The 15822-nt window shown below is 37.5% G+C and carries 8 protein-coding genes; 6 read left to right on the top strand and 2 right to left on the bottom strand.

Translation table 11 applies throughout. From position 1 onward, the window contains the following. Positions 1-15: 15 nt before the first annotated feature. Positions 16-1923 carry a biosynthetic arginine decarboxylase gene (gene speA, locus QSH13_RS04995; protein ID WP_109396926.1) on the bottom strand — a complete coding sequence of 636 codons (1908 nt, stop codon included), beginning with the start codon at positions 1921-1923 and terminating at the stop codon, positions 16-18. Between the two features lie 689 nt (positions 1924-2612). Between speA and metK the strand changes: the two genes are divergently transcribed. Further along, on the top strand, positions 2613-3767 hold the full coding sequence (gene metK / locus QSH13_RS04990; protein ID WP_109396927.1) for a methionine adenosyltransferase: 1155 nt from the start codon (positions 2613-2615) through the stop codon (positions 3765-3767). Between the two features lie 174 nt (positions 3768-3941). On the opposite strand, the gene bcsG is transcribed toward metK, so the two are convergent. Next, a complete protein-coding gene (bcsG, locus tag QSH13_RS04985) occupies positions 3942-5687 on the bottom strand; it encodes a cellulose biosynthesis protein BcsG (RefSeq protein ID WP_109406612.1) in 1746 nt (581 codons plus the stop codon). Between the two features lie 841 nt (positions 5688-6528). Between bcsG and bcsR the strand changes: the two genes are divergently transcribed. The 5 genes from bcsR to bcsC are packed head-to-tail and all read left to right on the top strand — an operon-like array spanning position 6529 to position 15761. Then, positions 6529-6720, top strand: coding sequence for a cellulose biosynthesis protein BcsR (gene bcsR / locus QSH13_RS04980; RefSeq protein ID WP_109396929.1), 192 nt, complete (start codon positions 6529-6531; stop codon positions 6718-6720). A gap of 8 nt (positions 6721-6728) precedes the next feature. After that, positions 6729-7466: a cellulose synthase operon protein YhjQ/BcsQ gene (locus QSH13_RS04975; RefSeq protein ID WP_109406611.1), complete on the top strand. Its 738-nt coding sequence runs from the start codon at positions 6729-6731 to the stop codon at positions 7464-7466. Next, positions 7466-10051: a UDP-forming cellulose synthase catalytic subunit gene (gene bcsA / locus QSH13_RS04970; protein WP_196544366.1), complete on the top strand. Its 2586-nt coding sequence runs from the start codon at positions 7466-7468 to the stop codon at positions 10049-10051. Before QSH13_RS04975 ends, bcsA begins: the two co-directional genes overlap by 1 nt. Before the next feature lie 58 nt (positions 10052-10109). Then, complete coding sequence (bcsB, locus tag QSH13_RS04965) at positions 10110-12431, top strand: cellulose biosynthesis cyclic di-GMP-binding regulatory protein BcsB (RefSeq protein ID WP_109396932.1); 2322 nt, start codon at positions 10110-10112, stop codon at positions 12429-12431. A gap of 3 nt (positions 12432-12434) precedes the next feature. After that, positions 12435-15761: a cellulose synthase complex outer membrane protein BcsC gene (gene bcsC, locus QSH13_RS04960; protein ID WP_286038891.1), complete on the top strand. Its 3327-nt coding sequence runs from the start codon at positions 12435-12437 to the stop codon at positions 15759-15761. Positions 15762-15822: the final 61 nt, after the last annotated feature.

Here is a 15822-nt window from a genome sequence, read left to right as displayed (position 1 = left end):
TTGGGAAGTGAAGAATTACTCTTCTTCTTCCAGATACGTATAACCGTATAAACCACTTTCAAATTCAGTCAGGAATTGCTCTTGTAACGCTTCGTCTAACTGTGCATTTTTTACTTGAATGCGGAAACGTTCTAGTAACACGGCTGGATTTAACTTAACGTATTGAAGCATATCAGCAACCGTGTCACCCTCTTCACTGAGTTGATAAGTCAGATTTCCTTTTTCATCAAGATAAACGTCTACAGCTGCTGTATCACCAAATAAGTTGTGCATATTACCTAAAATTTCTTGATAAGCCCCCACCATAAAGAAGCCAATCATTGGTGGATATTCAGGATCATAAGCTGGCATTGGCATGGTTGTTTCAACACCATCACCATCAACATAGTGATCAATAATACCGTCAGAGTCACAGGTGATATCCAACAATACTGCACGACGATCTAATGGTTTATCTAAACCCTCTATTGGCAAAACAGGGAAGAGCTGATCAATTCCCCATGCATCAGGTAAAGATTGGAAAAGTGAGAAGTTAACATAGAACTTATCTGACATACGTTCTTGTAATTCATCGATAATAGGACGATGAGCTCGATTACTTGGATCAAGATCGTATTGAATACGACGACAGATATTCAAATATAGTTCTTCAGCCCAAGCACGCTCTGTCAGGCTTAACATGCCGTGAACATATTGAGTATGCACATCATGAAGATCTAATTGGCTATCATGTAACCATTCACGTAATGAACGGCTATGCCCTTTAGTTTGCATCTCTTCCCATGTTTCCCAAAGGCTTGCAATAGGTCTTGCAGCATCTTCCTCTGGTGGTGTAATCGCTGTAAATTCATTACGCTCAACACCAATTACATTAGAAATCAGTACAGTATGATGTGCTGTTAATGCGCGTCCTGATTCCGTAATTACCGTTGGATGAGGTAAATCATTTTCATCACATGCGTCACCAATCGCCCAAATAACATTATTCGCATATTCATTGAGGCCATAGTTAACGGAGCAATCAGATTGTGAGCGTGTCCCTTCATAGTCCACACCTAAACCACCGCCCACATCGAAATACTGAATATTTACGCCCAATTTGTGCAGTTCAACATAGAAGCGTGCAGATTCGCGAACACCGGTTGCAATATCACGAATATTTGCCATCTGAGATCCCAGATGGAAATGCAATAACTGTAAGCTATCTATACGACCAGCTTGGCGTAAGGTATCAATGAGTTGCAATACTTGTGTTGCTGCCAAACCAAATTTTGATTTTTCGCCACCACTTGCTTGCCACTTACCTGAACCTTGAGAGGCTAGACGGGCACGAACACCTAAACGAGGAATAACTTCTAAACGCTCAGCTTCTTCTAATACCATTTTTATCTCAGACATTTTCTCAATCACTAAGAAAACTTTATGTCCAAGTTTTTCACCGGTAAGCGCTAAACGAATATATTCACGGTCTTTATAACCATTACACACAATCACTGAACTTGTCATATTGGCATGAGCAAGCACAGCCATCAGTTCTGCTTTTGAACCCGCTTCTAAGCCTAAAGGCTCACCTGCATTAACTAATGACTCAATAACACGACGTTGCTGGTTAACTTTAATTGGATAGACTAAAAAATAGTCACCTTTATAACCATAAGCTTCACGCGCACGATGAAACGCAGCATTAATAGAACGTAAGCGATGTTGTAAAATCTGAGGAAAACAAAAAAGCGCAGGGAGGCGCAAATGTGAATACTCGTCTTGCACTTGCTTAACTAATTCTGTTAAGTCCAAAGTTGCCTCGGGTACATCAGGATTAGGGCAAACACTGATATTTCCTCGATTATTCGCTAAATAGTACCCACCACCCCAATATGTGATGTTATAGGTCTGTTGCATCTTGCGAGCGATGTTATCATTCATGACATTCTCCTTAGGGAGTATGAGTTTATACCTTGCCTGTCACTATAGTAGTCAATTATCTGACAAAAATCTGAAACGACTGATAAATAACAGTTGGAAGTAATGACTCACTATATATTTTTATATGATTATCCAGCTATACGCAGGACATAATAGTAGAAAGTTCTTGAGTTAACCCATAATGAATTAACACAATTACCTATTGGCAAGTAACAGACAACTTCGCTCCAAAGAGAAAGAGCTCAAAGAGGAGATTACTCTAGATATACTACGCGTGTAGTATTGGCGAGTACTGTTTTGGTTTTTGAAAAGACTAACCTGTAGACAATGGATCATTACCCATTCACTCCACACATGACTTAAACCTATAAGCCATTTCCCTAACAGAGAAACAGGATCAGAAATCCTGCGGTTTACACTGTGTTCAGATTTCACAGTAACCGCGAGTTTATACCTTTAGTTAGTTAAAAATGCAAAGCAAAAAGTACAAAAAACTTTTTTTTCTCTATCACCTATTTTCTCAATACAAAAATAGCGGGCAACAAAAAATAAGATCAACTGTTTGATTCTACTTTCTCCCTATATTTGATTAAAAAAAGCTGGAATTAAGGAGAGAAGAGTCGTAAAATAGACGTCTAGATGTTAAAACATCCATCCTTAAACCGCTTGTATTAAGGTAACGAGATATAATGACTACACACCTTTTTACTTCTGAATCAGTTTCAGAAGGCCATCCAGATAAAATTGCAGATCAGATTTCTGATGCTGTTCTGGATGCAATCTTAGAGCAAGATCCAAAAGCACGCGTTGCCTGTGAAACTTACGTCAAGACAGGTATGGTTATGGTAGGCGGAGAAATTACCACCAAAGCTTGGGTCGATATCGAAGAAATTACACGTAACACTGTTCGTGAAATCGGCTACACCAGTTCCGACATGGGCTTTGATGCTAATTCCTGCGCAGTTATCAGTGCGATTGGTAAACAATCTCCTGATATCAACCAAGGTGTTGACCGTGCAAATCCATTAGAACAAGGTGCTGGCGACCAAGGTTTAATGTTTGGTTATGCAACCAACGAAACTGACGTATTAATGCCTGCTCCAATTACTTATGCTCATCGCTTAGTTCAACGCCAAGCACAAGTCCGTAAAAGTGGTGCTTTACCTTGGTTACGCCCTGACGCGAAAAGTCAAATTACCTTCCAATATGACAACAACAAAGTTGTCGGTATTGATGCAGTTGTATTATCAACTCAACATTCTGAAGATATTTCACAAAAAGATCTGCATGAAGCCGTGATGGAAGAGATCATTAAACCAGTTCTCCCCGTAGAATGGTTAAATGAACAAACTAAATATTTCATCAACCCAACAGGTCGTTTTGTTATCGGTGGACCAATGGGTGACTGTGGCTTAACTGGTCGTAAAATCATTGTCGATACTTATGGCGGTATGGCTCGTCACGGCGGTGGGGCTTTCTCTGGTAAAGATCCATCGAAAGTTGACCGTTCAGCCGCTTATGCAGCACGTTACGTTGCTAAAAATATCGTGGCAGCAGGTTTAGCAGATCGTTGTGAAATCCAAGTTTCTTACGCAATCGGTGTGGCAGAGCCAACATCAATTATGGTTGAAACATTTGGTACTGAAAAAGTCCCAACAGCACAACTGATTTTGTTAGTGCGTGAATTTTTTGACTTACGTCCTTATGGATTAATTCAAATGTTAGATTTACTGCACCCCATCTATCAAAAAACAGCTGCTTACGGTCACTTTGGTCGTTCTGAATTCCCTTGGGAAGCAACAGATAAAGCTGAAATCTTACGTGAAGCTGCAGGCTTAAAATAAGCCTTTTGCCAATAACATCACGTTATAATTTTAATCAGACCACATCTTTATTGATGTGGTTTTTTTATAACTTCTATTTATAAAACCCATAAAAAAAGCCCCGCAATCATACGGGGATCTCAAGAAGAGAAAACGAGAAAATTAATTTATGATGAAACGGTTTCCTATAAAAAGTTAGTTAGGATAATTAATCCACTCCCCTTCATTTAACTTGATATAAGACTTACCTTGATAATCAACCACAACCGTAGCTTGGTTTTCCGCAACATTAGCAGTTTGAGGAAGCTCACTAGCTAATGCATCCCAATCAATAACCGATTGGTTAAAGACATCCCCATTTACATTACGAGAAATAAACTCAGAAATAGCTAAATAGCTGCTTGGTTCATCAACAATCACAGGAGGATAAAATTGTGCTCGATCTTTTATTCCAGTGAAACGAATACCGGCAGGTACAGTAGTAATGCTTTGGCTTGGAATATCTCTTAAGCCTGACATTTGCGTCTTATCACCTTGTAAAGCGGCACCATGCTCAGGCACAATCACCACCATCACTTTTCTTCCTTTTTTATCTAGCTCATTCATAAAGCTATCCAAATTATCAAGTAATGTAGAGGCACGTTTACCATAATCAGCAGTGCTATTTTCGCCTACATAACGGTTACCATCATGTAGTGATACCAAGTTCACAAAGGTCACCGTGCGGTTCTCATTAGACAGCTCACGCGCTTTCAACCAACGTTGCAATGTTTCCTTATCGTTGTAAATTTTGGTGCCATCAAATGCAGTAATTTGATGAGAAAGATTTTCTTGATCTTGTAAGGCGATATTAAGATTACCGAGTTGCTGAATTTCTTTGAGGTAATGACCAAACTTCCCGTTATGGTCGAGCACCAATTTCTTGGTAAATCCTAACGATGATAAATTATCCATCAGCAAGCATTGTGTATCAGCAGGATCGTATAAAGCAGAGTGGTGAGTCTGCCCACAACTCGCACGTAATAATCTTAACGATGCTGGGCCACTATAAGAAGATACGGTATTAAAGTGGCTAAATAGCACATCAAAATTACCCCAAATTGGGTGTTCTTGTAGCCCAACAGCAGCCACATCAGCGGTAGAAAGCGAGCAAATATTAATAATTAAGATATCAAAAGGCTGAGCATTAGCTGCTAACTGTGTAGGAAATGGTGTCGTCCGTTTTTTCTCATAATCATAAAATTGAGTAAGCCAATCATCCAATACCTTATTATTGACCTTCTGTTTTTGTGGTGGATAAACTGTATTAGTTGATGCCGTTTGTACCTCTTTAATCGGTACAACTTCAGGGGATACTTGCGGTTCGACTGATGCTGGTAACGCTTCGGGCTCATTGGCGGCTACGGTGCTTTTTTCAGTATTAATGTTACTTTGTTGCATAAAAGTATTCGCTGAAACAGAAGGCAACACACCTTGAGAAAAATGAGTAAACCCTCCCATATTTAACCACAATACACCTGCAATAATAAAAACTGATACCCTTACCCACTGTTCAATAAAAAGGTAACCTACTAACAAAATAAAGGCGACACCGATCATTTTGATATTAATAAAGTTAACAGTTAATTCAATAAGATAATCAAAAGAAAACTGTTTAAGTTGCCCACCTTGAGAAATTACCGTTGAAAAGCTGGGTAACCAAGTATCATGATAAAATAGAATTATCCCTATTGGGATAGCGGCCCAATTACGTATTTTATGCCAACTATTTTTTGGTAATGGGAACAATAAAAAAGCCAGAAAAAGTAAATTGCTAAAAGCATCAAAATTTAAATAACCATACCAAAGCAAAACAAACTTTAGTAAAAAATAGAAATTCCATGCTCCCAACCCATGCCAGTAATGTAAAAAATCGAACTGGGTTGTTTTAGTTTTGTTCATTTTTATTTCCTACTCTTTAGTATAAATAAAGCCAATTCGACAGTTATATGATTACTCATATCTGTCTTCTTATTACCTCTGATATTTAATTAACCACTCAAAAACCATATAAGAGAATATTTATTTAAAACCAAGTGAAAATACTTAAACAAAAGGTGAAAAAATAAAACATCATCAAAAAATAGTTCCCTTATATAAAAAATATACTAGACAACTTATTTAAACTGAGTTTAAAAATAAAAACTCAACATTCTATTTATAGAATAGCGTCTATTTTTAAAAATGATGAATTATTTACATTAAATAATAAAAGACAGAGTTATCTTATTTTTACATTGCGAAATAAACACAATACAAAACACACGTTAACAACATTAAACAACAACTAAAAAACATAGTTAACAACAAGAAAATAAATACATAAAAATAAAAACACAACCAATCCATAAAAGACTAAAATATAATAATTTTTATATAAAAATGATATATATCAATATACAATAACGATCATCGAATTTGAATATTTTAATATATTGTCATAAACAACTAATTTACATTTATTTTTTATTTCTTGATTTTGCTGATGATAACCTTTTAGCAAATATTAAAAAAATAAAAATTAAACTATAAAAGTAAAAATAAAACCAATTACTATCATTTATAAAAATAAGATAAAAATACATATTTTATGTGTTTTTACGTAATTGAAATAATGTGTTTTAAAGCATATTCTAAAATAAATAATTTAATTAAACAGAACACACCATTAATTAACCACTGTTTTTATCAATATTTTAATTTCGATAGAAATTTATTCTTAATTTATCCAGAGGTTATTAAAATGAAAAATGAAATTTTTATTAACTCAAATATAAAAATAGAAAAAAATAATCTAAATAAGGATGTTAATAAACTAAAAAAATTATTTTCATTAAATAACTATCACTATCAGGATATTAATAAAGAAGAAGGAAATAGTGTGCTTATTTATCGCTGGCCATTGCTTAATGCATTTCATTACATAACTAAATGAGGCTAACTATGCCACTTATTGTATTAAAAGGGCTCCGTGGTGGAGTGGGTACAACGTCCACAACAATTGCACTTGCTCGGCAATTTAATCAACAAAATAAAGAAGTGCTTATTATTGATAATTGCACTGAAAATATTTTGTCTTTTTATTTTCCAGAACAACAAAAAACGCTCCCATTAAGTCAGGCATTATTAAAAGAAACACCAATAGAAGAGAGTATTTTTTACTATAGACCACACTACCAAGTATTACCTTTTGGCTTGGTTAATATGAAAGATAATTTGCTCTTACAATTGTCATTTTCAGCAAAACAATCTATTAGCCATTTTTTAACGACATTTATTCAGCTACATCCTAATACCATTATTTTAATGGATTTACAGCATACACAAGACTCTCTTTTCGCACCTTGGATAGAAAAAGCTGATATTTTTTTCACCATAGTAATGGCAGAAAGTAACTGTCATATTCGCCTTAACCAACACACATTTATCGAAAATGAATATGTTCTGATAAACCAATTTCGTGCCACTAGCCAAATTCATCAAGATTTTTATCAATTTTGGCAAACGACACCATTTCCATTATGCCCAGTCATCCTTCATCAAGATGAAGCCTCACTAGAAGCCTGTGCCTCACGTTTACCTTTATATGATTACAGAGCTAATTGCATGTTAGTAGAAGAAATATCGCAACTTACTCAATGGTGTTTTTCGTTATTTGAGAGGAAAGAAGGACAGCCATAATGCCATCACCTTACGATGCTACGAATAAAGCCGAAAAGAATATGACACAACATATTCTTATTCGTTACTACAAGTTTTATCGCCATAACGGTGCATCTCGTAGCGCAGCTATTGTTAGCGAGCTATTTCTGGGGATTATGTGGTTTTTTTTACGGATGGAATCTCCTTTTTGGCGGAAAATTGCCAGAAAACAACGAGAGCTATATCCTCATATTAATCCTCGCTGCCCTAAAGTTTTCGACCCTCTACGCTATTTGTTACAAAGTATTTGGCTAGCTTGCCATTATGTAGCCTATTTACTGATTAAAAAACCGACTCAACTTATTTTCTATATTCGAAAATCATACAAAAAACTCGTTGTTCATGTCTCTCCTATCGCGATTGAACTGATTGAACATAAGAAAAAAACCACACCTTTTTGGCAATATATTCTCTATTCTGTCATCGCTATTTTTGCCATTTTCTTTATTTTACTCAGTATCACTCAACCATTTGATCTTACATTCCAGTTTGTTTTTGTGATTGTTCTTTGGTTAGTTGCTTTAGCTATCCGCGATATTCCAGGGCGTTACTCTTCAATCACAATGATTATGTTGGCACTGACAATTGCATGTCGATACATTTGGTGGCGTTATCAGTCAACCCTTTATTGGATTGATAATTTCAGCCTAATTTGTGGTTTACTGCTTTTACTGGCTGAAACTTACGCATGGTGTGTATTATTCCTTAGTTTTATGCAATGTATTTGGCCACTGCATCGCAAACCTGTTTCTATGCCTAAAGACATTACACAATGGCAAAGCGTAGATATTTTTATCCCTACCTATAACGAAGATCTACAAGTTGTTAAACCCACAATCTATGCCAGCTTAAATTTAGATTGGCCTAAAGATAAACTCACTATTTATCTGCTTGATGATGGCTCCCGCCCTGAATTTAAGGCGTTTGCTCAAGAAGTAGGCATTCGTTACATTGCACGAGAAAAGCATGAATTTGCTAAGGCAGGTAATATCAATCATGCCTTAACACTCGCTTCGGGTGAATTTGTCGCTATCTTTGACTGTGACCATATTCCAACACGTTCATTTCTACAATTTACAATGGGATGGTTTTTAAAAGATGAAAAAATAGCTTTGGTGCAAACACCTCACCATTTTTTCTCACCCGATCCTTTTGAACGTAATTTAGGTAATTTTCGTGAAACGCCCAATGAAGGCACACTCTTCTATGGGTTGGTTCAAGACGGTAATGACACTTGGAATGCAACATTTTTCTGTGGTTCGTGTGCCATTTTACGTCGTACGGCATTGGATGAAATTGGTGGCATTGCCGTTGAAACGGTTACAGAAGATGCACATACCTCATTACGGTTACACCGTCATGGCTGGAGCTCCGCTTATATTCGCATTCCACAAGCTGCGGGGTTAGCGACAGAATCATTATCCGCACATATAGGTCAACGTATTCGCTGGGCGAGAGGGATGGTGCAAATATTCCGACTTGATAATCCACTCTTTGGTAAAGGTTTGAGCGTACCGCAACGCCTTTGTTACTTAAATGCCATGCTACACTTTTTTTCTGGCATTCCACGGATGATTTTCTTACTCGCACCATTAACATTTCTTATTTTCCATGCCTATATCATTTATGCACCAGCGATGGCGATCGCTCTCTATGTTGTGCCGTATTTGATCCATATTTCACTCGCCAGTGCGAAGTTACAAGGCCCCTATCGCCACTCATTTTGGGGGGAGGTTTATGAAACGATTTTAGCGTGGTACACCACTCGTCCCGTGTTAAGCACCCTTTTCTCTCCTCACAAAGGGACTTTCAATGTGACTGGTAAAGGTGGCGTGATGGAAGAAGGTTTTGTTGATTGGAGAATTAATCGCCCTTATTTACTCTTTCTCAACTTAAACTTGCTAGGCATTTTGTTTGCTTTTTGGCGCATTACAACGGGCGATCCCGATGAAGCATGGGCTGTTGTGATGTGTCTATTATGGGTTTGCTATAACCTTATCTTACTGGGTGTTGCGATTGCAGTTTCTGTCGAGACAAAGCAACAACGCCGTTTTCCTCGCGTTCGCGTTAAAATCCCTGCCATGTTGCTGTTAAATAATGGCTCGCTATATCGCTGTTATCTCTATGATTTTTCTGATAATAGCTGTGCAATCTTATTACCTGATAATGTCACGCTTTCACTCTCTCAAAATGAAAGCATCACACTATTACTCAGTCAAAATCAGCGTGAACATGCCTTTAAAGCCAATATCTCTCGTATCGATGGACAAATTATTGGATTACAACTCCTTGAAATGACAACGCAAAAAGCTATCGAATTTACTGCATGTACTTTTGAGCGAGCTGATACGTGGGCAGATTGGCAAAATGAACTGCCAACCGACAGACCTTTAAATAGTCTCAAGAACATTATTTTTATCAGCATGCAAGGTTATAACACCTTGTTAAAGCGCGCTCCTTACTTTATTTACACCACTTTTCACTTACTCGGTCTTTTTTTACTGTGGCTTTCATCGTTACTCCCTCAACGCGTTAATGTTTCACAAATATTTCATCAGTCTTGAAGGAAAAACTCCGTTTTTGGGAATTTATTAATAAACAATAAGATCATGGGTAACAATAATGAAAAAACGTTTTCTCATATTTGCCTTATTTATGCTTACTTCTTCTGTTCATGGAGATGAAACGCAAGAAACGCAAACCAATATTTCAGAGCCATCCGTTACAATAACTGAAGCGCTTCCCGAAGTTATGTCTAAAGTAGCGCCTAGAAATACGCAATTACCTACTACAGATGTCACCTATTCGGCTCGTCAGAAGATATTAAAATTTGCAGAGACAGCACCTAGTTATGGCGCGCTCCATTTGACTGGTGTTAATCCTGATGGCTATCTAGAATTTGGCGTACGCAGTGATGAATATGTTTCAAAAGCAACTCTCGATTTAGAATTTACGCCATCTCCATCACTACTTCCTGTGGAATCTCACCTTAATGTCTATTTAAATGATGAGTTAATGGGAGTGATTACCTTAAAACAGGAAGATTTAGGTAAAAAAAACCAAATTACGATACCGATTGATCCTTTATTTATTCAAGATTTTAACCATATAAAACTCTCTTTTATTGGCCATTATCGTGAAATTTGTGAAAACCAAGCAAACACAACACTTTGGTTTGATGTAAGTAAAAACAGTCAACTCAATCTGACCTTTCAATCACTTCGTTTAGGTAATGAGTTAGCGTACTTCCCAGAACCATTTTTTGATAGTCGCGATTTTGGTGAATTAACACTGCCAATGGTCTTCAGCCAGTCACCGAATTTAGTTCAACAAAAAGCAGCGGCGATCCTCTCTTCTTGGTTTGGAACTCAAGTTGATTGGCGTAAGCAAAATTATCCGGTTTTTTATGATATTTTGCCAAATCAACACAGCATTATTTTTGCAACCAATAAACAAAAGCCCGCCTTTTTAAAACAGCATCCCGATGTGAAAGAGCCAACCATCGAAATGCTGACACATCCAACTAATCCTTATATTAAGTTACTTCTCATTATGGGGCGTGATGATAATGATTTGATCACCGCTGTAAACGGAATAGCTCGTGGACAAGTTATCTTCAGAGGAAATATCGTCACGATTAATGAAGTAGAGAAATTGATCCCGCGTGAACCTTATGATGCGCCAAAATGGGTACAGTTAAATAAACCTATCTACTTTAATACACTGCAAGACTATGAAGGTCAGTTGCAATCTCGCGGATTAAGACCCGCTCCTATTACATTAAATATGACATTACCGCCTGATCTATTTATGTTTAATAATACGGGATTACAAATGCAATTGCGTTATCGCTATACTGCCCCTGCATTTCAAGATGACTCTCGTATGTCTATCTCAGTAAACGACCACTTCATTAAAGCTTATCCTCTTGAGAAAGATAAAAAAGATAATCTCGTCATCGCTTATTTACCACTTATTCAAGGCTGGATTGAGCATAAGAATTTATTGAATATTCCCGCAGTAAAACTAGGAGAAAGAAATCAAATTACATTTGCCTTTGATTACACTAACCCAATTCCGGGCGGCTCAGTAGATCATTGTATTACTTATCAACCTGTTCCAAATGCTGTCGCCATTGATGATTTATCTAGTTTTAATTTTACTGGTGATTATCGACACTATATTGCACTACCTGATCTGCGAGTTTATAGCCATGCAGGCTTTCCATTTAGTCGTTATGCGGATCTATCAGAAACCTTGATTTTTGTTAATCCACAACCGTCTCCAACACAATTATCTACCCTATTAATTTCAACAGGAAATATAGGTGCTCAAACAGGTTATCCTGCGCTAAATGTTTCATTAACAGATTCATTGGATGAAGTGCAAAAAAGGGATGTAGATCTACTACTTATTGGAACAATTCCACCTGCATTCAATAATGATAAACAGATGAACGTACTGATTGATAAAGCACGTAGTGAAATTACTCTACCTTCTCGTGAAATCAGTATCTTTAGCCACACAAGTTATCAACCAAATGATAAACGCCCTGATAGCCGAGTCTCACTGATCTCAAAGGGATCAATGGGGGCAATTATTGGTTTCCAATCTCCATTCTTTTCACAGCGTAGCGTTGTCGCATTATTAGCCGATAGTACACAAGGTTATAAACTGTTAAATGAGGCAATTAGTGACAGCGGTAAACGTGATGCGATGTATGGTTCAGTGGTATTAATTAGAGGATCTGGCGTAAATAGCTTACGTGTGGGTGATACTTATTTCGTCGGTTATTTACCTTGGTGGGAAGAAGTTTGGTATGTGTTTGCCTCTCACCCTATATGGCTTGGTTTAGCGGCAATTATCGGCATTCTTGTTGTCTCTCTTCTTATTTGGCGAGCAATGAAAATAAGAAGCCAACGTCGTTTAGCGACTAAGGACTAAGCTATGTGGCAATTTGGTCACACACATCGCCACTCTGTTATTGCTCTCTTCTTGCTGACAGGCTTTCTGCCTGTCACGCAAGCCAGTGAAGAGACTGCGGAAGCTTTTTTACAAGAGCAAATAAGATTAGGAACATCAACGGGAAATAAAGCTTTAGTGGCTCAATCATTACATCGTTTAGCGTTAATTAAACCTAATGATCCTAATATTTTATTAATGCAAATTCAGCTTGCCACAAAACAGAAAGACAATACAAAAGCACAACAATTATTTAGCCAGTTAGGCGCTCAATTTCCACAATCAGAGCAATATCAGCGTGCAATAAAAACCTTATCACTGACAACAGATGTTAATCGGCAAAAATTACAGCGAGCTCAACTTTATCGTACAGCTGGGCGCTATGATGAGGCGTTAAATTTATACGATGAAATTTATCGCGGAGTACCCCCAGATGAGACTTTAGCATTAGAATATATCCAAGTACTGATGCACTCTTCTCATGATGATAAGATAGATAGACTTAATCATATTTATCACCAATATCCTCAGAATGAGAAAATAGCAAGTCTCTACCAGCAACAATCCACAATAAAATCAGCAGTGACAACAAGCACAGTCAGTACGGTTTCCACGGCAAAACCTAAAACAGATGTTGCTTCATTACCTATTGCAACCTTAAAACAAAAAGTACGACAACAACCTGATAATGCTGATGTTGTAGGGGCTTTGGGTGTACGTTATTCTCGTGAAAATCAACGTGGTGCTGCTATTTTCTATCTGTCTCAAGCACTAAAATTATCACCCAGTCATGATAATAGTGGTCAATGGCAAGCCATGTTGCAAGCAAACCAATATTGGCATCTCCTTTCAAAAGGCGATGAAGCACTATTAAAACAAGATTACCCATTAGCTGAACATTATTTTCGCCAACTCAATAAGTTAGCCCCTTATGAAAGCGAGCCTTATATTGGTTTAGGTAATATTGCAGTTGCACAGCATCAATTAGCGCTTGCTGAAAGCTATTATTTGCAGGCCTTAAAATATCACTCCAACCACTCTGCGACATTACATAGTCTCGCAAAACTTTATCGACAACAGTCACATGATAAAGCGCAACAGTTTATTGATGGTTTAACGCCAAGACAATATAAAAATTTGGCTGAAGATTATGGCTATATTATCTCAGGTATAAGACAAGATTTAGCTGCAGATGATGAACATAAAGAGCGATATCTTAGTGCTATTGAAAAACGTAAAGCGATTGCTAAAGATTATCCTGATGATGTTTGGAATATTTATCACCTTACGGATGATTTACTAATCACCCAACAAGGCTCTGTGGCTGAAGCGTATTTTAATCAACTTAATCGTCGGCTCCCTAATGATCCATCTCGTCTTTATGCCTACGCGCTATATCTCAATAAAACAGAACGAGAAACTCAAGCTCTTGATACATTAAAAACGATCCCTTTATCTCAACGCAGTGAAAGCATGAAAGCGTTAGATAGTCGATTACGTTTTGGTGAAATAGTCGCGCATGCAGAGTCTCTACGCGCCAAAGGACAAGAGCAACACGCTGTTGATTATCTTTTTTCCCATATTCCACCAGAACAAAAAATGCAGATTTATTTGCTATTAGCAAACTGGGCGCAGGAGCGAAATAACCTTGAACAAGCCCTCAGTTATTATCATACCGCTCTAAATCTGGAATCTAATAATGAAACGGCATTACTAGGTGCAACAGAAATTGCCTTAGCACAAGGACAAAAAGCACAGGCAAAATATTATCTTGCAAAAATAGCAACACTTTCACCTAGCCAGTTTAATAACAACGCTATTAGACGCGTCGCCAATGCGGAAAAAGAGGTCGGCAATACAGAAAAAGCACAACACTATTTTGCTTATTTGACACAACAAATTGAAACAGAGCCAGACAGTGCTGATCCTTTAATATTACGCGATATTGCTCGTTTTCATCGTGATGAACGACATCGTCAACAAGCACACTATTATTACCAACACGCTATGCTCAAGGATGGAATAGCAGATAGGTTGCCAAAAGATAATATTGAATACACCAGATTAATGCGCAATAACGAGAACGACAATTGGCTATCTCGAAGTCTACGAGCTGATGCTCACTCTCTCTATCGTCAACAAGAGTGGCGTTTTACTCTTGAACATGATTATTGGGGTTCTAATGGTAGCGAAGGCTATTCCAAACTACGCGCCCACACGACGATGTTACAACTCGATCACCCTGTTTATAATGGCCGTTTCTTCTGGCGAGCAGACTTAGTTAATCTTAATAGTGGCAAGCTGGGTACATCACCTTATGATGCTAAATTTGGGACTTGTTATCGCACAGGATGTTTTCCGCTAGAACAAAAATCCTTTGGTGTTAGCCCTGCAATTGGCTGGGAAAATGTTCAATGGCAATGGGATCTTGGTACAACTCCACTGGGTTTTGAAGTAACTGATTGGGTTGGTAAAATCGCCTATAGCCATGATCTTTTTAATGTAGGCTGGACACTTGATGCTCACCGCCGCCCGGTTAATAGCTCTTTGCTGGCTTTTGGTGGTCAACGAGATATTTGGACAAATCAAATATGGGGCGGTGTTAGAAGAACTGGCGTTCGTTTAAGCGGAAGCTATGACTTAGGTGGAAAAGACGGTTATTGGGGCGAAATTTCTATTGATAAATTGACGGGTAAGAATGTGGAAGATAATAGCAGTGTTCGAGGTATGGGAGGCTATTATTATAAACTTATCAATGAAAATAACCGTCGCGTATCTATCGGATTAAATACTATGCTTTGGCATTATGATAAGGACTTAAGTGGATACACTTTAGGTCAAGGTGGTTATTATAGTCCTCAAAAATATGTCTCTTTAGGGCTCCCCATTAATTATCGTGAACGTACTGAAAATTGGTCTTGGGAATTATCAGGTTCCGTGTCTTGGTCTTACTCTCAAACAGATGACAGAAAACGCTATCCTTTACAATATCTCATTTCTCCCGATAATTTTAATCGCTATATGAATGGACTTAGCCCTGAAGATCGAGAAGATATGATGAGGCTTTATTATCAAGAGCATGATGCTATTGATGAAGGAGGTTCCAGCAATGGTTTTGGTTATACCGCAAGAGCATTAGTTGAACATCGCATAACACCACATTGGTTTATTGGTGCAGCTATCGATATTCAACAAGCAAAAAACTATACCCCAAGCCATGCATTAATGTACTTACGTTATTCATTTGATGGCTGGAATGGTGATTTAGATTTACCACCAAATCCTCTTATTCCTTATGCTGATTTTAAATAATATTCAATGCATTAAATACACAAACGGGAAGCACTAGCTTCCCGTTTAACATTTTCGCTGA

It is taken from the genome of Proteus faecis (assembly GCF_030286765.1).
Taxonomy (GTDB): Bacteria; Pseudomonadota; Gammaproteobacteria; order Enterobacterales; family Enterobacteriaceae; genus Proteus; species Proteus faecis.
This window is presented reverse-complemented; position numbering and strand designations above follow the sequence as displayed.

What these genes read in the sequence shown, in the direction of transcription:
- speA (WP_109396926.1), bottom strand. Translation starts at nt 1,923, where the DNA reads ATGAATGATAACATCGCTCGCAAGATGCAACAGACCTATAACATCACA.
- metK (WP_109396927.1), top strand. Translation starts at nt 2,613, where the DNA reads ATGACTACACACCTTTTTACTTCTGAATCAGTTTCAGAAGGCCATCCA.
- bcsG (WP_109406612.1), bottom strand. Translation starts at nt 5,687, where the DNA reads ATGAACAAAACTAAAACAACCCAGTTCGATTTTTTACATTACTGGCAT.
- bcsR (WP_109396929.1), top strand. Translation starts at nt 6,529, where the DNA reads ATGAAAAATGAAATTTTTATTAACTCAAATATAAAAATAGAAAAAAAT.
- QSH13_RS04975 (WP_109406611.1), top strand. Translation starts at nt 6,729, where the DNA reads ATGCCACTTATTGTATTAAAAGGGCTCCGTGGTGGAGTGGGTACAACG.
- bcsA (WP_196544366.1), top strand. Translation starts at nt 7,466, where the DNA reads ATGCCATCACCTTACGATGCTACGAATAAAGCCGAAAAGAATATGACA.
- bcsB (WP_109396932.1), top strand. Translation starts at nt 10,110, where the DNA reads ATGAAAAAACGTTTTCTCATATTTGCCTTATTTATGCTTACTTCTTCT.
- bcsC (WP_286038891.1), top strand. Translation starts at nt 12,435, where the DNA reads ATGTGGCAATTTGGTCACACACATCGCCACTCTGTTATTGCTCTCTTC.